Below are 20,905 nucleotides of genomic sequence, written 5' to 3' on the forward strand. Positions count from 1 at the left end.
CTGTGTGTGGGCCTGTCGTTCCGGGTCTTCGCCGCCCCATCCCCGTGGCGTGGGCCTGCCGTTCCGGGCCTCCGCCCGCCCCATTCCCGTGCGCGGGCGCTGCTGCTCGGGCTCCGTCCGCACCACCCTCTGCGCGGATCTCGCCGTCTCGACCCGGGGCCAGTTCGATCCGCCGCCAGCCGTCCGGCGGATCGATCGACTCGGGCACCTCCGCATCGTATTTTCGCGAGCGGCCCCGCACGCCTCGCTCAGGGACTACCGTTCCGGTCGTGAGCAGCGGTTTCGCCGATTTCCAGCACGAGATCTACCTCGGCGGTCTGGGCGGCACAGTTCCCGAATTACCTATGACAGCAGCAGGTTTGGCGCGCAGAGCCGAGGAACTGCTCGACCCGGCGGCGTTCGCGTATGTGGCGGGTAGCGCGTCGGCGGAGCGCACCGCCGCGGCCAATCGAAGCGCCTTCGACCGGCAACGGCTGCTGCCCCGGATGCTGCGCGGCGCCACCGCCCCCGACGCCCGCGATCTTTCGGTGGAGGTACTCGGGACCCGGCTGGCCGCGCCGGTGCTGACCGCGCCGATCGGGGTGCTGGAACTGCTGCACAAGGGTGGCGAGGTGATCGCCGCCGCGGCGACGAAGGAACTCGGCATCGGCACGGTGCTGTCCACGGCGGCGTCCTCGACCATCGAGGAGGTCGGCGCGGCCGCTGGCGAGTGGTGGTTCCAGCTGTACTGGCCCGCCGACGACGAACTCGCCAGGTCGTTCGTCCGCCGTGCCGAGCGGGCAGGCGCCAAGGCGATCGTCGTCACCGTGGACACCCCGACCCTCGGCTGGCGTCCGCGCGACCTCGAGCTGGCCCACCTGCCCTTCCTGCACGGCAAGGGAATCGCGAACTACCTGTCCGACCCCGTCTTTCGGTCGAAACTGGCGACTCCGCCGGAGGAGGGCGAGGACGCCATGCGCGCCGCGATCCTCGTCTGGATCAGCCTGTTCGGCAACCACGCGCTGCGCCCCGCCGACCTCGCGCACCTGCGGGAATGGACCGAGCTGCCGATCGTGGTGAAGGGCATCCTGCACCCCGACGACGCCCGCCAGGTGGTGGACGCCGGCGCCGACGCGGTAGTGGTGAGCAACCACGGCGGCCGCCAGGTAGACGGCGCCATCGCCGCGCTCGACGCACTACCCACCATCGTGGCCACCGTCGGTGACCGGGCCGACGTGCTGTTCGACTCGGGTATCCGGACCGGCTCGGACATGCTGATCGCCCTTGCCCTCGGCGCGAAGGCGGTGCTGTACGGGCGGCCGTGGGCCTACGGGCTCGGCATCGCGGGTCACGCGGGCGTCCGGCACGCGCTGCGGCTACTGCTCGCGGACTTCGATACCGCCATGGGTTTGACCGGTTGCGCGAACCTCGCCGAGGTGGATCGCTCGTTGATCGCCACCGTCCGCTGAGCGATACCGCTTTCCCCACAGCGAGTTTGCGCAGTTGAGGCAACATAGAATGAGCAGCGTGCATCCCGAACCGAGCAGTCCCGTGGCGGCCGAACCGAGATGGCTCACTCCGGCGCAGCAACGGGCCTGGCGGGCCTATATGGACGGACACCAGCGCCTGATGACCGAGCTGAACCGGCAGCTACAGCGGGACAGCGACCTGAGCGTCGCCGAATACCGCATTCTGGTCCTGCTGTCCGAAGCACCCGGCCGCGCCCTGCGGATGAGTGAACTGGCCGACGGTGTGCTCTCCTCCAGAAGCCGACTCACCCACCAGATCCGGCGCCTGGAAGCCGAGCGCATGGTGCGCCGCAACACCTGCCTCGAAGACGGTCGCGGCGTCCTCGCCGAACTCACCGACGAGGGGATGCGCCGCCTCGAAGCCGCCGCCCCCGGTCACGTCGAGGCCGTTCGCCGCAACTTCGTCGACCTGCTATCGCCCGACCAGCTAGAGGTCATCGGAGAAGTCTTCGCCCGCATCGATGCGGAAATCGGAACGCGGCCCCGCTGACCCGTCCGCTACCATCGTGGTTCCTGGAGACGTGGCAGAGCGGCCGAATGCACTCGCCTTGAAAGCGAGCGTCGCGAGAGCGACCGGGGGTTCAAATCCCTCCGTCTCCGCTCATGTACCTGCGTGCAGAGGGCTCCCGCCGACACTACGGCAGGGAGCCCTCAACTTTGCGGGCGGCGGATTCTGTTGTGCTCGAACCGTTTACCGGGCAGTATCCGGTCGTGTGATGAACAGACGAATCAATGGAGCGATCCTGCTGGCCGTATCCGCCGCGGCCGTGACGTTCGCGCCCTTTACCGCCGCGTCAGCGGGCGCGGCGGCACCTCTCGAGGCTCCGGTGGTCACCTTCGAAGGCACCGGACCGGGCACGGTGACGGCGACGCTGCACAACCCGAACGACCGCGGCCAGTGCTGGGCCGAGGCCGGAATCGGGCCCGACAACAACCACGCCTTCTTCGGCGATGGCACGCCGGCGTCGGTGGCCAACCCCGGTCAGACGATCAAAACCTCGCTGACCGGCCTCGAGCCCGGATCCACGATCACGGCCCGGGGCGGCTGCGTGGACACCACTCCCGCGGGCGGGTACGAGCTGGGCGAGACGGTCCTCGTCACCGTCCCTGCCAACAAGCCCGCAACCGGTAGTTTCGGGGGTTAGCCACCCGGTGCGTGGTGCAGGCGCGGTGTTCGCCGCGATCCTGCGCCGCTCGCCGGTGCTGGTTCGTGTTGCCCGCGGAGCTGGTACCCGGCTCCGGCCCACCGAAAACGCCCATCAAGTAGGCCAGCGCGAGTTTGTCTCCCTCGACGCCGGGTAACCGGCCGTCGACTGGGAGGTGCCACCATGACGGAAACGCGGAGCGGCCCACCGACGGAGACACGGTCGGTGGCGGAATTGGTCAACGACGCGACCGAGCAGATGAGCAGGCTGATTCGGGACGAAATTCAGCTCGCCAGGCTCGAGGTACAGAAAAAGGGCAAGCTGATCGGCCGCGGAGCCGGGCTTGCCGGGGTGGGTGCGCTACTGGGGTTCTACGGCGGAGCGGCCTTGATCGCGGCGGCGATATTCGCGCTGGCGATTCCGCTGCCGGAATGGGCCGCGGCGCTGATCGTCGGCGCTGCGCTGTTGGTCGTCGGCGCGGTGTTCGCGCTCCTGGGTAAGAAGGATGTCCAGGAGGCTGTCCCGCCGGTGCCGCAGGAAGCGGCCGAGGGCGTCAAACGCGACATCGAAACCATCAAGGACGGGAGAAACCGATGAGCGACAAACGCCGATCCGCCGACGCCGCAACCGAATCCGACAAGCCGATTCTCAGCGGGCCGATCGAAGAGGAAGCCCTGCGCGCGGACCGCGACCTGACCAGAGAAGAACTCGGGCAAACGGTTTCGGAATTGACCGCCAAGCTGGACGTCAAGGGACGGGCGCAGGACAAGCTGCACGAAACCGCGGACACCGCGCGGGCGAAGGCCGCCGAGACCACCGAAGCGGCCGCCGAGAAGACGGCGCAGGCCAAGGAGGCCGCGAGCCGGAAGGCGACCGAGACCAAGGAGGCCGCGAGCCGCAAGACGGCGGAAGCCAAGGAGGCCGCGAGCCGCAAGGCCGCCGAGGCGGAGGCGGCAGTGCGGGAGAAGGCCGCGCAGGCCAAGGAAGCCGCGAGCCAGAAGGCGGCCCAGGCCAAGCAGGCGGCCGAGGAGAAGGCTCAGCAGGCCAAGGCGCAGGCCCGGGAACTGGTCGAGAAGGCCGAGGCGGCAACGCCGGAGCCGGTCGTCGAGCGGGGCAGGCAGGTCACGGACGTGGCCCGTAGGCAGCCGGTCGCCGTCGCGGGCGCCGCGGCTCTCGCAGCACTGGTGGTCTGGTGGATCCTGCGTCGGCGGCGCGCATGAAGACGCTCTACAAGCCGCTCGGCATGCTGGTCAGCGTTATCGGCGGACTTGCCGCGAACGCCGCGTTCACCCGGGTATGGCGCACCGTCAGCGGCGAAGATCAAGCCCCGAGCGCCACGGCCCGGAACTACACCTGGAGTGAAGTTCTGATCGCCGCGGCCCTGCAGGGTGCGATCTTCGGACTGGTGAAAGCGGCCATCGACCGAGCGGGCGCGACCGGCTACAAATCCTTGACCGGCACCTGGCCGGAATAGCGGGGGACCGGAACGAGAGCGGCCCCACCTAATGGTGGGGCTGTTCCGTCAACCGAACCTGCTGGACAGGCGGTAATGGCCGGTGGCGACCAGCATTTCGAGGGCTGCCTGCCGAGTCGGGCAGGATCGTGGACAGGACCGGTGGACTTGCATCATGCGGTGCGCGTGCTCAAGATCCAGGTCGGTCGGCAGCGCTCTCGCGGTACAGGTCGGGTTGTCGGACACGATCATCCACCTCCCAAATGCATAACGTTCGACTCCAGCATGCGCGCTCTGGCGGATACCGAAGAGATTCCTAACGTTCCCTTAGGACGACGACCACCGATTACCCGTCGGTGTCCGCACTGAAGTCCCGGCGGACGAAGTTCGGGCGGATATCGAGGTCCGGCGGGTCGTAGTACCGGTGGAAGGTCGGCGTCAGACCCGACGAGATCGGCGGGTTGATCCAGCTCCAGTCGGTCGGGCAGGTACGGCCCGCCGCCTCTTCCCGCTTGACGTGATCGCAGAACTGCTTGGCCACCGTGTGGTGATCGACGATGTACACACCCGACTTGCGGAAGCTGTGCAGCACCGCGCGATTGAGCTCGACGAGAGCAAGATCGCGCCACAGGTTGCGCTCGGATCGCGTGTCCAGGCACATCATTTCGGCGATCAGCGGCAGCATGTTGTAGCGGTTGGGGTCGCTGAGGTTGCGTGCGCCGATCTCCGCGCCCAGGTACCAGCCGTTGAACGGCGCGAAAGGGTAAGTGACACCGCCGACTTCGAGATTCATGTTGGAGACCGCGGGCAGCGCGTGCCACCGCAGCCCGAGTCCGGCGAACCACTCGAACTCCGGATGCTCCAGCTCCACCTCGCGGGCCAGTTCGGGCGGGACATCGAACCAGCGAATCGGCTCGTCCGGGGTACTGATCAGCAGCGGCAGCATGTCGAATGGTGTTCTGGCGCCGCGCCATCCGAGCTTCATCGCGAACTCGGTGAGCGCGACATTCGCCGCATCGCCGGTAACCGTGCCGTCGCCGTTGCGGTAGCCCGCGTACCGGATGAGCTGGGGACTGACGATCCGGAATTCCCGCCCGTCGGGCTGCCGCGGCGGACCGACCGTGATCATCGATTGAATCGCGCCGCCATTGGTGGCCATCTCCAGGTGCTGCCAGCACACCTCGGCCAGGTCGCGGGCGGACCGCACCCGCCGGGCATCGAGCAATTTCAATGAGCGCCAATGCTTCCGGCCGACGCAGCGGGCGTGATTACGCCAGGCGAGCTTGGCGCCGATCAGGATTTCCTCGGCGGTCTGTAGATAGCCGCCGGTTTGTTCGAGTTGCTCCAGCGCGGTGCGCCGGCGCTGCGCGGCGAGATGCGCCAGTTCGGGCATCCGGAAGAATTCATCGCATTCGCGGAGCCGGCGCTTCAGTTCGCTGCTGAAAGGCTTTGTGGCAGGGGGGTTTTCGATCGGTGGTACGGGTAATGCAGGGTTCACGGTTTTCTCCGGTCGGGCATAGGTGCTGCGGTGAAACAGACAAGTTCGAGCGGGAGAATTCGCGCGGGCGCGCAGCCGATACCGCCCGCGGCGGCGGCCCGCGAGGGTGTGGCAGGACAGTGATGCCGCGAAATAGCTTCGGCTCGAGGAGGAGTGCGAGTGAGCGGGGTCTGTCGCGACTCCGTACCGAGCGCCCGGTCCGCTTGCTGCACGTGTGCGCAGCCAGGTGACCTCGGTGCCGATAGTGTGGATCCACGATCATGCTCGTCCTTGTTCATGCCCGGAAAAGGCCCGGAGAGTAGCGTACGGCGGGTGTGCTGGCGGTGTGCCCGGATTTGCTGGATTTGCTGGATACCCGCATGTGGCGTTGAGAAATAGGCGGCGTCGAGTAGCGTCGACATTGCCTGGAGTTCAGTAGTGAGGGTTTGCTCGTGCGTAGTGTTCTGGGGATGGCGGCTACCGTTGTCGCTCTTCATGTCATCGGCTGGGGATTGCTGATGCTGGTCGTAGTGCCCGGTCATTACCTGGTGCAGGGTTCGGTGTTCGGTGTCGGGCTGGGAGTCACCGCCTATACCCTCGGGATGCGGCACGCGTTCGATGCCGACCACATCGTCGCGATCGACAACACCACGCGAAAGCTGGTCGCGGAGAACGGCAAAGCGAAGGTCCAGACCGTCGGGTTCTGGTTCGCGCTCGGCCACTCCACGGTGGTTTTCGTGCTCGTCGCGCTGCTCGCGTTCGGCGTGCGTGCGCTGGCGTCCAGCCTGGAAGACGAGGACTCGTCGCTGCAGCGCTGGACCGGGGTGTGGGGCACCAGCGTCTCGGGGACCTTCTTGATCCTGATCGGTCTGCTGAATCTGTCGGCGCTGATCGGGATCTGGGGTGTGTTCCGCCGGATGCGCGACGGCGAGTTCGATGAGGCGCAGCTCGAACGTCACCTGGACAATCGCGGGCTGCTGAACCGGCTGCTGGTGCCGGTGGTCCGGCTGGTGCGCAAGCCGCGCCACATGTACCCGGTCGGGTTGCTGTTCGGCCTCGGGTTCGACACCGTCACCGAGGTCGGGCTGCTGGTGATCGCCGGTGGCGCGGCCGCGACCGGATTGCCGTGGTACGCGATTGTGGTTCTGCCCGTGCTGTTTTCAGCGGGCATGACGCTGTTCGACTCGCTCGACGGCTCGTTCATGAGCTACGCCTATGACTGGGCCTTCGCCAAACCGGTGCGCAAGATCTACTACAACCTGGTGATCACCGGCCTGTCGGTGGCTGTCGCGCTGTTGATCGGCGGACAGGAGATCGTGTCGATCCTCACCGAAAAGCTCGGTGTGCAGACCGGTGTCCTGGCCTGGATCGGGAACCTGGACCTGGGTGATCTCGGCTACATCATCGTCGGTCTGTTCGTGCTCACCTGGGCGGTCGCCGTCGCGGTGTGGCGGTTCGCCGGGGTGGAACGACGCTGGCAGGAGCGCCTCGCGGCGAGCTGAATCGGCCGAAAGTGTCCCTGGTCACACATTATTGCGACCCGCTATGACCAGACGATCGATCCCGGCATTTCTGGCAGGATGGTCGCATGCTGTCTCGGCGTGGGGTGCGGCGCTGGGTATCCGGCGTCTTGGTCAGCGCGGCACTGGTTTCCGGTGCTGTGGGGTTCGGCGCTCCCCAGCTGTCGGCGGCACCCTCGGACTCACCCAAGCCGAGTACGGGCTCCTCGGACGGCCCGGCTCCGGCCGAACCGACCACCGAGCGACCGGCGAAAGCGGCGATCGACCGCATCGAACCGATCAACGATCGGTGGCTGCGGGTCTTCGTCGACTCACCCGCCATGAGCCGCACCGTAGAGGTGCAGGTGCTGCTGCCGCGGGACACCACCCGGCCGCGCCCGACCGTCTACATGCTCGACGGCCGCAGCGCGAACCCGACCAGCAACAACTGGACCGAACTCGGTCGCGCCGACCGGTTCTTCGAGGACAAAGACGTCAACGTGGTGCTGACCGTCGGCGGCCCGGCCAGCTTCTACACCGATTGGCAGAAACCCGATCCGGTGCTCGGCACGAACATGTGGGAAACGTTCCTGGCGCGCGAGCTGCCGCCGTTGATCGACGCGAAATTCCAGGGCAACGGCCGCAATGCCGTGATGGGTGTTTCGATGGGCGCCGAGGCCGCGATGATGCTGGCGATCCGGCAGCCGCGGCTGTACACGGCGATCGCCGCGCACAGCGGATGCTTCTCCATGGGTACCGATATCGGTCAGGCGCAAGCGCGGGCCGTGATTGCCACCTATCAGGGCGAGCCGGACAACATGTTCGGCCCACAAGACGACCCCGCCTGGCTCGATCACGACGTGACGTTGCACGCGGAAGCGTTGCGCGGCAAGACGATCTACATGTCCGTCGGTAGCGGTGTGCCCGGCATCCACGACGTGCCCGGCAACAAGGACGTCGACGTGGCCACCGCCGTCAGCTTCGGTGGGCCGCTGGAGGCGGCCACCAATATCTGCACGCAGCGGTTAGCGGATCGGCTCCGCGTGCTCGGCATCCCGGTGACCGCGCACTTCCGGCCGACCGGAACCCACTCGTGGCCGTACTGGGCCGACGAGCTGGTCCGGTCGTGGCCGGTGGTGGCGGGTGCGCTCGGCGGCTAGCCGAGGAAGCGCCGCAACACCGCCGAATCGGTGGCGAAGCTCAGGAACAGGTCGTTCTCGTGCGGATCGCCGGTGGTGACCCGCACCCCGTCGGTGCCGTAGAGCCGCACCAGCACGCCCGCCTCCGCGCTCGCCTCGCCGAACTCGGCGCTGCGCTCGCCCAGCGGCAGCCAGAGGAAGTTGGACTCGCTCGGCGGCACCCGATAGCCGGCGGCCAGCAGGGCCTCGCGCACCCGGTCGCGCTCGACGACCAGGGTGTCGGTGCGGTCGAGCAACTCGTGGCGCGCCTCCAGCGAGGCGATCGCCGCGGCCTGCGCGACCCGGTTCACGCTGAACGGGATGTGCACCTTCATCAGCGCCGTGATCACCGCCGGATCGCCCACCGCGTAGCCCGCACGCAACCCGGCCAGGCCGTATGCCTTCGAGAAGGTGCGTAGCACAACGACATTGGGTCGGGTGCGGCCCAGCTCGACGCCGTTCGGGAAGTCTTCCGGCGCCAGCCGCAGGTACTCGAAGTACGCCTCGTCCAGCACGATCAGCACGCGCTCGGGTATAGAGTCGAGGAAGCGGGTCAGTTCGGCCTTGCCGACCGCGGTGCCGGTCGGGTTGTTCGGGTTGCAGACGAAGATCAACTTGGTCCGCTCGGTGACCGCCGCGGCCAGCGCGTCCAGGTCGTGCACCATATCCGGAGTGAGCGGGACCTGAACGGCGGTCGCATTGCCCACCTTGGTGACGATCGGATACGCCTCGAACGAGCGCCAGGCGAACACCACCTCGTCGGTCGGGGCGTCGCAGGTGATCTGCACCAGTTCCTGGCACAGCGCCACGCTGCCGCAGCCCACCGTGACGTTCGCCTGCGCGACGCCGAGGAAATCGGCCAATGCGGCGCGCAATTCCAGGGCCTGATTGTCCGGATATCGGTTGGCCAGCTCGGCCGCCTCGGCGATGGCCTTGGCCGCGGCGGGTAGCGGGCCGAAGGTGGTCTCGTTGCTGGCGAGCTTGACCGCGCCGGGGTGGTTGCGGCCAGGGACGTACGCCGGAATCGAATCGAGGTCCGGCCGGGTTGACGCTGTCACACCCCAACCATATGTCGAGAAGCGCAAAGCCTGGCCCGCGTACCGAAAATTCTGTGGGCAATGGGCCCTCAGCAGCAATTTCTACCGAAGATCAAGAAGTCGCCCTACGCTGGAATGATGTCGGGCACTTACAACGACCTTGCCCCCCTGCGCTGCGACGACCTGGCGCCCGAATCCGAGAACGAAGCGAAACGGTCGGCCGCCGATACCCAGGTGCCCATCATCGTGGTCGAACCCGAGGGCAATGCCAGGGGCGGCATCGTGATGCTGCACGAGTCCCGCGAGTTCACCCCCGCCCTGCTCGATCTGATGAGCGCGCTGGCCTCCGAAGGCTGGACGGTGGTCGCGCCCAACCTGTTCCATCGCTCGAACGGCGAACCAGCGGCCGAGGTCTTCGGCGACGAACTGTTCGACGACTTCGACGCCTGCTTCGACTGGCTCACCCGCCGCGGCGTCTTCCCCGACACCATCGGCGTACTCGGCTTCGACTCCGCGGGCACCGCCGCGTTCCTGGTCGCCACCAACCGTCCGGTCGGCGCGGCCGTCAGCGTCGCCGCACCCGGCATCGTCGAACCGCTCACCGAGCAGGCCGACGCCCTGGTGCGCGCCGCCCCCAACCTGCAGGCGCCGTGGCTCGGACTGTTCGGCACCGACGACCCGGCCACCCCGCCCTCGGAGGTCGAGCGACTGCGCGACGCCACCGGCCGCGCCGCCGTGGCAAGCCTCGTCGTCAGCTACCCCGGCCTCCGCCACCGCGCCGACCATCCGGTCACCGACGACGACTACGGTCTGGTCGACTCACAAACCCGGATCTTCGACTGGTTCGACAGCAACTTACGCTGATAACCAGCTGTTTTGCGATCTGGACAACGGCTCCTGTAACCTTCATGCTCGGCGGTTCGAAAGGACCGGTGCCCTCGAAGAGAAGGCTCCAGGAGGCGTGCCAGAGCGGCCGAATGGGACTCACTGCTAATGAGTTGTCCCTTCACGGGGACCGGAGGTTCAAATCCTCTCGCCTCCGCCACACCCGGGCAACCGGTACAACTGAATAACCTATGCGGCTGTAGCTCAACGGATAGAGCATCTGACTACGGATCAGAAGGTTAGGGGTTCGAATCCCTTCAGCCGCACAACATGAAAGCCCTGGCAACCCAACTGCCAGGGCTTTCATCATTTCACTTGGCATCCTCACCGCTCATCAGGGTTTCAATCTCGGCGTCATCCCGCACTTGTCCCGCAGTTGGAGACGCACCCGCGAACCGTTCCAACGCCGCCGACGAGTCGGGCACCAGCAGCTCCCGTTCTACGTAAGTGCTCTTCGGTCACCTTCGAACCACGCCGATGCCCCAGCTGCAAACCCGCCTGACCGATCCCGTACTCACGAGTGATCACCGTGGCCACCGTCTTACGGAACGTCTTCGGAACCACCCATGCGTAGGTATCGCCGCGGGCATCACGCCACGTTCGACGGAAGTTCGCCGGACTGCGCCAGCCCCCTGCACGAGACGGGAAGATCGGCGATTCATCATCCGCATCCCACTTCTCAGCACCGATCTCGATCAGCACCGCCACCGCGAAGCCCGGAAGAATTGCCGAACGCTTGTAGGTGCGGCAACGTGGAGACACCGATTCATTCGTCCGCGAAACATCTATGGAACACCTCGATGCTGTCAGGGACGAATGGCCGCCGACGCATGAGCTCAGGCAGATACTTGGCTGGCACCCAGTCATACCAGGAGATCTCGGCTGCATCTGGGAAAACACGGCGGTCTATCACTACTTCGTGAACCCCGAGCCAGTAGGGCGCGATCGCACCGCGGCACAGGAATTTGAACATGAGTTGAGGCCGGTACTGCACCGAGAGTTCTTCGGCCAGTTCGCGGGCGGCTGCATCCTCATACGACTCACCGACGGCAACCGCGCCACCTACCAACCAGTTGTACTGACCAGGGAAGAGCGCATCGGTGTCCGGTCGGCGGTGTACGAACACTCTGTCGGCGTGGTCACGGCATACGACCGTCGCTACCCGATGCAACCAATGTGACCGAATTGCTGTCGCCCGGTCGACGACACCAAGAACCCGATCGTGCTCATCGACCCGCTCTACCAACTCGCGCACAGAACCACGATGTCACGACAGCTCGATGCCATGCCCCGAGGATGTCCTGAACTCGGCATGAGCGGACTGTGCGGGGCCTGAGTCGCCCTCCGGACCGAGAGTCCCACTATGAGTGTCGACTCGAGCCACTCCCGCATTTGTCCCGCAGTTCACCATGGATCCAGCCGTAATCAGCGGGACTCGTCGGGAACCGCATCAACGCGAAACCAATTGCGTTGGAGAAGCTTTCAGTACCAGCGGGATGGTCCGGGAACCCTATGCCCTGGAACAGAAAGTTAGGGGTTCGAATCCTTCAGCCGCACGCAGCGAGAAGGCCCCTTCCGGGTAATCGGGAGGGGCCTTCTGGCATGTGTGACGACGCCATTTGACGGACAATGGCTACTCGAACAGGCGGTCCATGCCGGTCACCGCATCGCGCTGGACGTCCTCGATCACGTCGATGTAGATGCCCGTGGTCACAGTGATCGAGCCGTGGCGCAAGATCCGCCTCACGGTCGCCGTACCGCCCCATCAAGAGAGGCGCTGCGCGCCGCCCGCGCGGCTACCGCCGCGTCGCGCGACCGCCAGCCTCCGCAGCTGCCGGAAGGGGGCCATGGGGTTGGACCGAGGGGAGGCAACGGAGTCACCGCGCCCAACCCGAAAGATTTGAGTCGACAGACCGATCGTTGGGAGATAAGTAGTCTCGCCTAATCCCACTCGAAGGTGCCCTCACTCTCGCTGAGGATCTTGCCGTCATCGACAAACCTCGCCTCGCCTTCGCCGGTCCCGGGGTGTCCGAACACCGCGCTCATGGTCTCGAGACGAATCGTTTTGGTGTGTTCGGTGCCGTCACAAGTAATGTCGTCGTCAGAGGTTGCCCCGCCGCGTTCCCGCTCCTGCTCGCGTTCCCTCCACCTCCGCTCCATTCGCTTCCGGTCGCTGCGCTCCTCCTCCGATTCCTCCTCCGATTCCTGCGGCGTCGGCTCTCCCGAGTCTTCTGTTTCCTGCTGTGACGCTGGATCGTCTTTCTGGCGCAACTGGATACTGATGTGAGCGGTGCTACCCTTCGCGCACTTGTATTTGACTTTGATGTCCATAGCCATGGCGTTGACGTACGTGACTTTCGTTATCTCGACGTATGGCTTCGGTCCGGCAGACGCCGTAGCCGAAAGACTGATCGAGGACGCGAGAACACCGATGAGGGCGGTACCGGCAAGTCGCTTCGAAACGATCATGAACACGCACTCTCCTGTCCTTGATGACGCGGGATGTACTGCCTGGAGCGCGCGACGACCCCGCAACCGGAAACGGCGAACCCTCGCACACTGTTTCCTATTCGAACCTGTAAGCACTTTGGACCGGACCCTTAGGGGGTTCGAATCCCTTCAGCCGCACTTTTGGACAGCGGGAACGCTGGATGGGCAAACCGCGAACGAGGTCGTTGTTCGCAGCCCTAAGCCTTGCGCACCCAACCTTGCGCTAGATCGGTGAGGTTCCACCACGAAACGTGCTGCGAGTCCTGGGATTCCAGAGCCCACTGCTCCGTGAGGCGGTCGAAGAAGGCGTTGTCGCCGGTCTTTCCGCCCTTGGGTTCGCCGATGTAGACCAGCCGAGTGCCGCCCCTGGATTCGAACTCCCGTAGTGCTTTAGATGCCATCGGGTCGCCCCATCCTGGGGGCCAGCAGAGGAACAGGACACAGTCGCTATTGAGTTCGGCGTTGAACTCGTCGAGTCCGCCAACCGGGTGCCACACATCCAGTTGGCCCGCCGCTCCGGGGAACGACACGTTCGTAGTGCTGTTCGGCGGCTCCACGTCGAACGCAGCGACATCAACGCCCTGCGCGGCGAGCTGCCCAGCCCAGTACCCGCGTCCCGCGCCCAGTTCGAGCACCTGACGCCCTTCGCTGAAGCGTGCCAGCCAGTCGATTGTTTCCGGTGAGGGCACCGCATACGCATACGCCGCTTGCAGGATCGTTTGAGCGAATGCGAGTCGCGCACTACCGCTGGGTCTGCCGCCGTTCACGACTCGACGTCCACCGTCGTCGCCTACCGAAGGTGCGACGATGTCCCAGTACGGGTTACCCGTAGGCGACTTCCCACCGGCCATGTAGTGCACGAGCCGAAGATCGAACGCCGAGTCGGCGCCGGGATCGCCGGTACCGGACAACCGCGGTGCCGTATCCAGATACTCCGCCACCCTCGGATACTCCGCACGAAGCCGCTGCTCGTCCGCCAGCAGCGCCGCCAGTTCGTTCCGCCGTTCATCTGTCAGCACGAAGCCGGTCATGTAGCCGATTCTCGCGGGCACCGCGCACTTCCATCGAAACTCGCCTTTTTCGCGCGATTCAGGGAGGGAGGCTGCGGTTGTCACACTCGGTGGGGGAGCTTCGTCTACTGGGTGTTGGTCCCGAACATCACTCGCAAGGAGCTCGTTCCGATGTACGTCGCATATGTTGTTGTCACTGTTTTGGCTGCCGCTTGGGTGGGGTTTTCGGCGGGGTCGATCTTCTTTCGAGCCAGCTGGGTGGTGGATCCGTTGACCGAATATGGTGTGCCGCAATCGTGGTGGACCTGGCTGGGGGTTGCCAAAGCGGCGGGGGCGGTCGGACTTGTGGTCGGGTTGTTCGTGCCGGTGGTCGGTGTACTGGCTGCGATCGGGGTGGTGCTGTACTTCGCCGGGGCGGTTGTCACGAATATTCGGGCAGGGGCGTATGCGCACATTCCGTTCCCGTTGATGTACATGGTGCCGGTGATCGTTGCCGCGGGGCTGGGCGCTGCGGCCTGAGCGCGGAAGCCGTTGCGGTCGAACAGCAAGCGTCCCCGATCACCGCCGAAGCCCCGCTACCTCGAACATATCGAGGGGCGGGGCTTTGTGGTTTGTGGCGTCAGGTTGGGAGGCCGCGTATCGGGTCGTACTCCAGCCATGGGTCCTGCAGGAACTCACGCCAGCGTGGATCGTGCCCGGATCGCTTGACTCGGAAGTAGATCGCTCGTCGGGTCTGCTTCGCCGTGTTGCCGCCGATATTGTGGCCGAGCAAGTAGTGCGCCAGGAGTAGGTCACCCGCTCGCCCGCGGATCTGTACTGGTTCCGGCAGTGTGATGTGTGGATAACCGGCTGCCTTGAAGAACGCGTCGGGGCCGTGTCGGCGGAAGTACTCCGCATGGGTCAGATGTGTTCCTGGCCAGGCCCAGAGGTTTCCGGCGTCTTCGTCGAGTTGGTCGGAGAGCAAGACACCGGCGAGCAATGTGAATGTCCCCGGTCGCCCGTCCGGCTCAGGAGGAAAGCCGTCGATGTGGGGTCCGCCCGGGCGATGGGAGAACGGCGGGATGTTCAAGGCGATCTGTACCTGCTCCGGCGGCGTCAAAGTGTTCGGCCCGGTGAGGCATTCGGCCAGCGCGAAGGCGGGGCTGTCCATCAACAATGACAGGAGATCGGGAACCTGTTGCGACGCTGGGAAGTAGAAGTACGGACCGCGAACACCGGGCCCTGGCGGCTCGGCCGCGATCGAACCGTCCACGGCCGCTGCCGCCTTGGCCACCAGCTCATGGGACACGACCTGAGGCAATACGAGGAAGCCCTGCTCAGCGAAGGTGCGTAATTCCTCCTGACCCAACACGGCTACCACGTTAGGCCGAGCCACCTACCGCAAGCGAACCATTTTCGGTTGAGCAGGTCCCGCGGTACCGCGCACCGTTCCTGTCAGTCGCGCACCCGGTGTACGGCTGACAGGAAGGGTGCGCGGCTGAAAGAGGGCCAGAACGGCGGGGGGTCTATTTCCAGGCGGGGAGGGTGGGGAGGTTGCCGGTGAGGTCGGAGCCGTCGGAGCGGCCGAGGAGCCAGGCGGCGAGGGCGGCAGCGGGGCCGGTGATGGTGCCGGTTGGGGTGTCGGCGCCGACTATGCCGGTGAAGTCGGTGTCGGTGGCTTGCAGTTCGAAGGCTGCTGTCGGTTCGGTTGCCGCGGTGGTGATTCGGTTCATGTCGACGGTCGCCTGGCGGAGGATGCGGGCGACGAAAGGTGCCGGCCAGTCGGCGGGCTGGTAGCCCGCGTTCAGGTCCACGTGGTGAATTCCGACCTCTTGCAGGCGCATCCAGCGCACTTCGAGTGCTGGAATCGGGCGCCCTTGGCGGGTGCGGACTTCCGCGTGCCAGACGTCGTCGGTCAGCGAATTCGCGAGTGCGAGAAAGCGCTTGGCGGCGGCTTCGTTGTCGACGAGCTGTTCGGCGATGGGGCGCGGCGCACCGGCTTCGATGTCGAAGTCGCGCAGGAACATGCTCGCGTACTGCGGTATCTCGACGCCGGTGTGCGCCCACAACAGCAGATTGAGCAAGCTGTCGGCGTTCCGGGCGGTGTGTGCGAGCACGTGCCCACGAGTCCAGCCCGGCAACAACGATGCCCCGATCACATCGTCATTGCTCAGCTTGCGAATGGTGTCGAGGAAACGATCGGTCGCCTCGCCGAGAGTGTCGAGCGAGACAGGGCCGTCCGGAGCTGCACTGGTCACACCTGCGACCCTAGCGACCCCGATCACAACCCGCCGCCCAATGCGCTAACCAAACGTGCTTCCCGAGCTCACAGAGTCTCCGGACGCCGCAGAGGGTCGGCACTCCTTGTGAGGCGTATGAAAGCTCTGTGGGTGCGACCCGAGGATCGCTCCCAAAGCGTCAACCCAACGGGCTTCCTGAGCTCACAGAGTGTCCACGCGCCACACAGGGCCAACACGCCTTGTGGGGCGTACGAAAGCTCTGGGGGTACCACCCGCAATCACTCGGTGACGATGGCGTCCGCTTCGATTTCGACCAGCAGGGCGGGGGTGATGAGGGCGCTGACCTGGTACATGGCGGTGGCGGGGCGGATGTCGCCGAAGACCTCGGCGTGTGCCTTGGCGACCTCGGACCAGCGGGTGATGTCGGTGACGAAGATGCGGGTGCGGACGACGTCGGCGAGGCTCGCGCCCGCGTCGGTGAGGGCGGTGGCGATGCGGCGCAGGACTTCCCGGGTCTGCTCGCCGATATCGTCGCCGCCGACCGCGGCGTGGCCGGGAATCGAGGCGGTGGTGCCGCTGACCGCGATGGTGTTGCCGACCCGGACGGCCCGGCTGTAGCCGACGATGGCTTCGAACTCGGAGCCGGAGGAAATGTTCACGCGACCAGTCATGGCGACAGCATCGCATGGGGCTGATCTTGGAGCCAGCGGTCGCGAACGGCGGGCAGCGACACCGAGTTGTCATCTCGGCGTCGTCCACCCGTCGGATCGACCCGGTAGGCAGGCGCAGTGAAAGCTCATTCTCGACCCCGCATCACCGCCGTCGCCGCACTCTGCGTCGGCGTACTGGCCGCAGGCTGCTCATCGAACGATTCGGGCGCGGACTTCACCGCGACCAAAGACCAGCCCCTGGTGATCTCCCTGGATGACCTGCTCGCCAAGACCGGTGGCAGCGCCGCCGTTCGCATCGCCGATCCGGCGCACGGCAAGCTGAGCCGCCGCGTCGACGGTGCGCTCGTCTACACCCCCGACGCCGGGTACCTGGGATCCGACAGCTTCGAGGTGACCACCACCGACGCGGTCCGCCTGTACACCACCGACTTTCCGGTGCTCGGCGAGTTCGGTGGAACAACGGTGCAGGGCAGTGGATTCGGCTCGGCGTGGACCCCGGTGCCGGGCAGCGCGGACGAGTTCTACGGGCTCACCGACCGCGGCCCGAACGTGGACGGCCCCGGCAAGAACGAGAAGCTTTCGCCGACACCGAGTTTCGTGCCGAAGATCGCCCGCTTCAAGCTTGTCGGCACCCGTGCGGTGCTGCAATCCAGCATCGATCTGCACACGGCCGCTGGTGTCCCGTTCAACGGCCAGGTCGATGTCGCCGCGAACACCGGCGAAACCATCAAGGACCTCGCCGGAAATGTACTGCCACCCACCGACCACGGCCTGGACCCCGAAGGTCTGGTCGCACTACCTGACGGCACCTTCTGGGTATCCGACGAATACGGCCCGTTCCTAGTGCATTTCGACGCCAAGGGTGCCGAGATCGAGCGCCTCGCCCCCGGTTCCGGCCTGCCCAAGGAACTTTCGCTACGCACACCGAACCAGGGCATGGAGGGTCTGACCATCACCCCTGATGGCAGCACGCTCGTCGGTGTGCTGCAGAGCGGGCTCAACACCCCGGGTCTCAGCGGCTCCGCCAAGGACGTGCCGCTGACCCGCATCGTCACCGTCGACCTGAAGACGAAGGCGCTGAAGGAATTCATTGTCCCGCTGGAGAATCCGAAGAGCACCAAGGTCGCCGACTCCGAGATCACCGCGCTGAGCGCGACCACCTTCCTGATCGACGAACGCGATGGCGCGCTCGCGCCGAAGTCGGACAAGAAGCTGTGGGCCGTCGATATCGCCAACGCCACCGACGTCGGCCCCGACGCGAAGGTGCCCGGCGCACAATATGATCCGGAACGCGGCGGCCTCCAGATCGACGGCAAGCCGCTGGAGACGCTGGTCGGCCCGGTCTCGACCGCGGACAGCATCGCCGCGCTGACCAAAGCGGGCGTCACCCCGGCCGCCAAGACCGAGCACCTCGATCTCGCCACCCTCGTCAAGGAACTCGACGCCGACGGAAAGTTCTTCGGCCACGACAAGATCGAGGGCGTCGCCACCCTGGACGGCGGCAAGACGCTCTACATCGCCAACGACAGCGACTTCGGCCTTGCCGGAAGCCAGGGCGAGCAGCCGCCGTTCGTCCTGAAGCCCAAGACGCTGCCCAATGGCGTGCAGGACAGCGGCGAAATCCTCTTCGTCGACACCACCAAGCTGCCCGCCGAGACCGATAGTCACACGGTCAAGCTGAACGTCGAGTAGCTATTCGTCGGGGTCGGTCCACTCCCGGCCCTCCAGAATCACCGCGGCGGCCAGCGTGATCAACCACAGCGACATAGAACCGACCTGGATCCGCTGGGCGATCCCGAGCGCGTAGTTCCCGGTCAGGTTGTCGGCGACCAGCATCCACACCGTCGCCACCGAGCCGACCACCAGCACGACCAGCCCGAACTCGCGCAGAATCCGCCAGCGGTGATAGCGGAACGCGGCCAAACTGAACGCGAAGGTGGCGACGGCGATCGAGGTGACGGCGATGGTGCTCGACAGCGCGTGCGGCTGGTGCAGTTGCGGGAACAGCTCGCTGCCGCCGCCGCACCCCGCGTCGCTCACGGTGCAATCCTTTAGTGGCAGCAACACATCAGCGATGGTTGCCGCACCGAAGCAGAACAGCGCGACCCAGCCGACCGTGGTGAAGCGCCGCCGCGGGAACACCAGCAGCCCGCCGATCGCGGCGGGGATCAGCAAGGCGCCGACGATCTTGTCGGCGGTCGCGAAAACCGCACGGTAGGGCTTGCCTTCCGCGTCGAGCTCGCTGAGGAACGAGTTGACCGGGTCGACGTCGATCTTCAGAACGAACTCCAGCACCCAGGACGAATAGCAGACCCCCGCGACCAGGATCGCCGCCGCGATCACCAAGGACGCCACCCGCACGCGCCGTTCGGCGATCTTCCGGCTACCTGTCACGGACTCATTCTCCTACCTGCCGCCGGACTGATGATCAAACGGTAGGTCAGCGCGTTCGGAGTGTCTCGGACTCGGCCGCCGATGGGATCAAACACACGGGTTTGTCAACCAGCGCACAGGCTCCTGTCAGGTTCGACGGACAGGCTGTCAGGGAAGCGTTCCCAAGGAGGTCCCCATGATCGGCTACGCAACAGCCGCCGCCGGAGTCGCCGTGATGGCGGTGATGGTGGCATCGAGCTATCTCGCCGCCCACGCGCCGCGCACATTGGTTCGGGTCCGGTCCCGATAATTCACCGCCCGAGCGCGGCAAGCACCCGCTCGGCAGCGGCAACGGTGTCTTCGTGCTCCCACACACGTATCACCTGCCAACCGGCCGCAATCAGCGCCGCGTCGGTTGCCCGGTCCCGCGCCACATTCCCGGCCAGCTTGGCCGCCCACCACTCGGCGTTGTTTCGCGGATCGGTCGCGTGCTGTGGGCACCGATGCCAGAAGCAACCGTCCACATAGACCGCGACCCGTAGTCGCGGAAATACCAGGTCGGCCCGCCGCCGCTGGCCCCGGATCGGCGCCCGATCGACGAAATAGCGCACCCCCCGCCGATGTAGTTCCCGCCGCAGCGCGAGTTCGGGCTTCGTCCCGGTCCGCCGCTGCCGCGCCATCCGCGCGCTGGTCGCCGCGTCGGTGTTCGGTCGTCGGGTTCCACCACCGCGACTCGATTCCGACTTTTCCGCAGAAGACGGGAGTTGCCGCGCATCGTCGGGCGGGTCGCCCGATCGTCGCGCCGCGCCCGCCCACTCGCTCATGCCGCCCAGCCGCCCATCCGATCGAGATGACTCTCCACATCGTCGAGGAATCCCGGCGGAAACCGCAGGCTGCCCATGCCCGCCCGGCGCAGGAACCCGGCGGTCGCCCGCGCCGACAGCAGCCGCGAATCGGTGAGGAAGTTCCGCAGATCCTCGTACGGTTCGTGCACCGGCCAGGTCGACACCGGCACCCGATAGGCCGTCCCGTTGCGACCCCAAGCCGCCACCGGCCACGGTGTTCCCGGCGTCAGCGGCTGGTCACCGGGAATCGGGTCCAGTGGCGCGGCCAACCGCGATCCCACCCAGCCCGCCATGCGCACACTCACCGCGTTACCGACCAGCTTCCACCGATGCCCCTGCCGGATGCCCGGCACCTCACCCGCGGGCGCGGTCCAGCCGGGGGCGAAACCTTGCAACCGTTCCACGTCCACCAGACCGGGTGTGACGATCTCGCCGGACGGCAGCCGCACCGCGGGCGGACTGGCGATACCCAGCGCGGACCCGCCCTTCACCGTCGGCACCGCGTTCACCGCCCAGCCCAGCCCGCGCACCCCTTCGGTCCAGTAGAACCCGCACGGGTCGCGGTCGGCGTCGCCGACGATCCGTGGCCCGGCGTCGTCACCGAACAGCACGCCGCGTGGGTCCTCGGTCCGCGAGGCCAGCATCAGCACCCGCTGACGGCGCTGTGGCAGGCCGAACGCGCGCGCGTCCACTACCCGATAAGCCCAGGTGTAGCCGAGCTCCTCCAGCGCCGCGGTGATGTGCCGCATGGCGGCGCCGCGCCCTAGTTGCAACATGAAGGGCACGTTCTCGATCAACAGCCAGCGCGGCCCACGCTTGCGGCGGACCAGCCGGAACACCTCGTCGACCAGCCCCGACCTGGTCCCGGTGATGCCCGCGGTGCGACCGGCCTGGGACAGGTCCTGGCAGGGGAACCCGGCCGCGACCAACTCGGTCCCGGCGGGTATGGCACGCAACCTGGTGATGTCGGAATGCAGTGGCACGTCGGGAAAGCGGGCGGCGAGTACCCCCTGCGCGCCCGCGTCGATCTCGCAGAGCAGCTCGGTTTGCCAGCCGTTTTGCCCGAGGCCGAGCTCGAGCCCGCCGATCCCGGCGAACAGCCCGACCATCCGCGC

Annotated in this window: 22 protein-coding genes and 3 tRNA genes; 14 read left to right on the top strand and 11 right to left on the bottom strand. The window is 66.3% G+C overall.

The features are described 5' to 3' along the window. Nucleotides 1-269: 269 nt before the first annotated feature. From ACFK0J_RS01600 to ACFK0J_RS01630, 7 genes are all read left to right on the top strand, one after another. Nucleotides 270-1,448, top strand: a complete 1,179-nt coding sequence (locus ACFK0J_RS01600; RefSeq protein WP_378735849.1) for a lactate 2-monooxygenase — start codon at nt 270-272, stop codon at nt 1,446-1,448. 49 nt (nt 1,449-1,497) lie between these two features. After that, nucleotides 1,498-1,998, top strand: coding sequence for a MarR family winged helix-turn-helix transcriptional regulator (locus tag ACFK0J_RS01605; protein WP_378735851.1), 501 nt, complete (start codon nt 1,498-1,500; stop codon nt 1,996-1,998). Between the two features lie 25 nt (nt 1,999-2,023). Next, nucleotides 2,024-2,108 (top strand) — tRNA-Ser (locus tag ACFK0J_RS01610). Between the two features lie 116 nt (nt 2,109-2,224). Beyond that, nucleotides 2,225-2,653 carry a hypothetical protein gene (locus ACFK0J_RS01615; protein WP_378735853.1) on the top strand — a complete coding sequence of 143 codons (429 nt, stop codon included), beginning with the start codon at nt 2,225-2,227 and terminating at the stop codon, nt 2,651-2,653. A 183-nt stretch (nt 2,654-2,836) separates the two neighbouring features. Further along, nucleotides 2,837-3,250 carry a phage holin family protein gene (locus ACFK0J_RS01620; RefSeq protein ID WP_378735855.1) on the top strand — a complete coding sequence of 138 codons (414 nt, stop codon included), beginning with the start codon at nt 2,837-2,839 and terminating at the stop codon, nt 3,248-3,250. Next, nucleotides 3,247-3,873 carry a DUF3618 domain-containing protein gene (locus tag ACFK0J_RS01625; RefSeq protein ID WP_378735857.1) on the top strand — a complete coding sequence of 209 codons (627 nt, stop codon included), beginning with the start codon at nt 3,247-3,249 and terminating at the stop codon, nt 3,871-3,873. Before ACFK0J_RS01620 ends, ACFK0J_RS01625 begins: the two co-directional genes overlap by 4 nt. Beyond that, nucleotides 3,870-4,127 carry a DUF4235 domain-containing protein gene (locus tag ACFK0J_RS01630; protein ID WP_378735859.1) on the top strand — a complete coding sequence of 86 codons (258 nt, stop codon included), beginning with the start codon at nt 3,870-3,872 and terminating at the stop codon, nt 4,125-4,127. The genes ACFK0J_RS01625 and ACFK0J_RS01630 overlap by 4 nt, the downstream gene beginning before the upstream one ends. Before the next feature lie 325 nt (nt 4,128-4,452). Here the strand turns inward: ACFK0J_RS01630 and ACFK0J_RS01635 are convergent, their stop codons facing one another. Continuing rightward, nucleotides 4,453-5,577 carry a nitric oxide synthase oxygenase gene (locus ACFK0J_RS01635; protein WP_378743388.1) on the bottom strand — a complete coding sequence of 375 codons (1,125 nt, stop codon included), beginning with the start codon at nt 5,575-5,577 and terminating at the stop codon, nt 4,453-4,455. A 476-nt stretch (nt 5,578-6,053) separates the two neighbouring features. On the opposite strand from ACFK0J_RS01635, the gene ACFK0J_RS01640 reads away from it, so the two are divergent. Together ACFK0J_RS01640 and ACFK0J_RS01645 are read left to right on the top strand one after the other, a co-directional pair. Continuing rightward, nucleotides 6,054-7,085, top strand: a complete 1,032-nt coding sequence (locus ACFK0J_RS01640; RefSeq protein WP_378735861.1) for a HoxN/HupN/NixA family nickel/cobalt transporter — start codon at nt 6,054-6,056, stop codon at nt 7,083-7,085. An 86-nt stretch (nt 7,086-7,171) separates the two neighbouring features. After that, entirely contained in the window at nt 7,172-8,242 is a 1,071-nt protein-coding gene (locus ACFK0J_RS01645; protein WP_378735863.1) for an alpha/beta hydrolase, read from the top strand. Here ACFK0J_RS01645 and hisC read toward each other — a convergent pair. After that, on the bottom strand, nt 8,239-9,318 hold the full coding sequence (hisC, locus tag ACFK0J_RS01650; RefSeq protein ID WP_378735865.1) for a histidinol-phosphate transaminase: 1,080 nt from the start codon (nt 9,316-9,318) through the stop codon (nt 8,239-8,241). The two genes, ACFK0J_RS01645 and hisC, sit on opposite strands and share 4 nt — an antisense overlap. 117 nt (nt 9,319-9,435) lie before the next feature. On the opposite strand from hisC, the gene ACFK0J_RS01655 reads away from it, so the two are divergent. The 3 genes from ACFK0J_RS01655 to ACFK0J_RS01665 all read left to right on the top strand — a co-directional run bounded on the left by ACFK0J_RS01655 (nt 9,436) and on the right by ACFK0J_RS01665 (nt 10,448). After that, complete coding sequence (locus tag ACFK0J_RS01655; protein WP_378743390.1) at nt 9,436-10,161, top strand: dienelactone hydrolase family protein; 726 nt, start codon at nt 9,436-9,438, stop codon at nt 10,159-10,161. 91 nt (nt 10,162-10,252) lie between these two features. Next, nucleotides 10,253-10,342 (top strand) — tRNA-Ser (locus tag ACFK0J_RS01660). A 33-nt stretch (nt 10,343-10,375) separates the two neighbouring features. Continuing rightward, nucleotides 10,376-10,448, top strand: a tRNA-Arg gene (locus ACFK0J_RS01665). 500 nt (nt 10,449-10,948) lie between these two features. Here the strand turns inward: ACFK0J_RS01665 and ACFK0J_RS01670 are convergent. The 3 genes from ACFK0J_RS01670 to ACFK0J_RS01680 all read right to left on the bottom strand — a co-directional run bounded on the left by ACFK0J_RS01670 (nt 10,949) and on the right by ACFK0J_RS01680 (nt 13,724). Then, nucleotides 10,949-11,437 carry an NUDIX hydrolase gene (locus ACFK0J_RS01670; RefSeq protein WP_378735867.1) on the bottom strand — a complete coding sequence of 163 codons (489 nt, stop codon included), beginning with the start codon at nt 11,435-11,437 and terminating at the stop codon, nt 10,949-10,951. 686 nt (nt 11,438-12,123) lie between these two features. Next, nucleotides 12,124-12,657 (bottom strand): hypothetical protein, encoded by a 534-nt coding sequence (locus ACFK0J_RS01675; RefSeq protein ID WP_378735869.1) that lies wholly within the window; start codon nt 12,655-12,657, stop codon nt 12,124-12,126. A 212-nt stretch (nt 12,658-12,869) separates the two neighbouring features. Further along, nucleotides 12,870-13,724, bottom strand: a complete 855-nt coding sequence (locus ACFK0J_RS01680; RefSeq protein WP_378735871.1) for a hypothetical protein — start codon at nt 13,722-13,724, stop codon at nt 12,870-12,872. A gap of 129 nt (nt 13,725-13,853) precedes the next feature. Between ACFK0J_RS01680 and ACFK0J_RS01685 the strand changes: the two genes are divergently transcribed. Next, on the top strand, nt 13,854-14,201 hold the full coding sequence (locus ACFK0J_RS01685) for a DoxX family protein (RefSeq protein WP_378735873.1): 348 nt from the start codon (nt 13,854-13,856) through the stop codon (nt 14,199-14,201). Between the two features lie 100 nt (nt 14,202-14,301). Here ACFK0J_RS01685 and ACFK0J_RS01690 read toward each other — a convergent pair whose 3' ends face one another. From ACFK0J_RS01690 to ACFK0J_RS01700, 3 genes are all read right to left on the bottom strand, one after another. Beyond that, the gene (locus tag ACFK0J_RS01690; RefSeq protein WP_378735875.1) at nt 14,302-15,033 is read right to left on the bottom strand and encodes a phytanoyl-CoA dioxygenase family protein; all 732 of its coding nucleotides are present in this window, start codon (nt 15,031-15,033) and stop codon (nt 14,302-14,304) included. A gap of 154 nt (nt 15,034-15,187) precedes the next feature. Then, on the bottom strand, nt 15,188-15,919 hold the full coding sequence (locus ACFK0J_RS01695; RefSeq protein ID WP_378735877.1) for a maleylpyruvate isomerase family mycothiol-dependent enzyme: 732 nt from the start codon (nt 15,917-15,919) through the stop codon (nt 15,188-15,190). Nucleotides 15,920-16,179: 260 nt separating this feature from the next. Further along, the gene (locus ACFK0J_RS01700) at nt 16,180-16,572 is read right to left on the bottom strand and encodes a RidA family protein (RefSeq protein WP_378735879.1); all 393 of its coding nucleotides are present in this window, start codon (nt 16,570-16,572) and stop codon (nt 16,180-16,182) included. A 117-nt stretch (nt 16,573-16,689) separates the two neighbouring features. On the opposite strand from ACFK0J_RS01700, the gene ACFK0J_RS01705 reads away from it, so the two are divergent. After that, nucleotides 16,690-18,264: an esterase-like activity of phytase family protein gene (locus ACFK0J_RS01705; protein ID WP_378735881.1), complete on the top strand. Its 1,575-nt coding sequence runs from the start codon at nt 16,690-16,692 to the stop codon at nt 18,262-18,264. Here the strand turns inward: ACFK0J_RS01705 and ACFK0J_RS01710 are convergent, their stop codons facing one another. From ACFK0J_RS01710 to ACFK0J_RS01720, 3 genes are all read right to left on the bottom strand, one after another. Further along, nucleotides 18,265-18,966 carry a DUF998 domain-containing protein gene (locus ACFK0J_RS01710; RefSeq protein ID WP_378735883.1) on the bottom strand — a complete coding sequence of 234 codons (702 nt, stop codon included), beginning with the start codon at nt 18,964-18,966 and terminating at the stop codon, nt 18,265-18,267. Nucleotides 18,967-19,256: 290 nt separating this feature from the next. After that, complete coding sequence (locus tag ACFK0J_RS01715) at nt 19,257-19,769, bottom strand: very short patch repair endonuclease (protein ID WP_378735885.1); 513 nt, start codon at nt 19,767-19,769, stop codon at nt 19,257-19,259. Then, the gene (locus tag ACFK0J_RS01720; protein ID WP_378743392.1) at nt 19,766-20,899 is read right to left on the bottom strand and encodes a DNA cytosine methyltransferase; all 1,134 of its coding nucleotides are present in this window, start codon (nt 20,897-20,899) and stop codon (nt 19,766-19,768) included. Before ACFK0J_RS01720 ends, ACFK0J_RS01715 begins: the two co-directional genes overlap by 4 nt. Nucleotides 20,900-20,905 lie beyond the last annotated feature (6 nt).

Origin of the sequence: Nocardia brasiliensis, assembly GCF_042691675.1 — a bacterium.
Classification (GTDB): Bacteria; Actinomycetota; Actinomycetes; order Mycobacteriales; family Mycobacteriaceae; genus Nocardia; species Nocardia brasiliensis_D.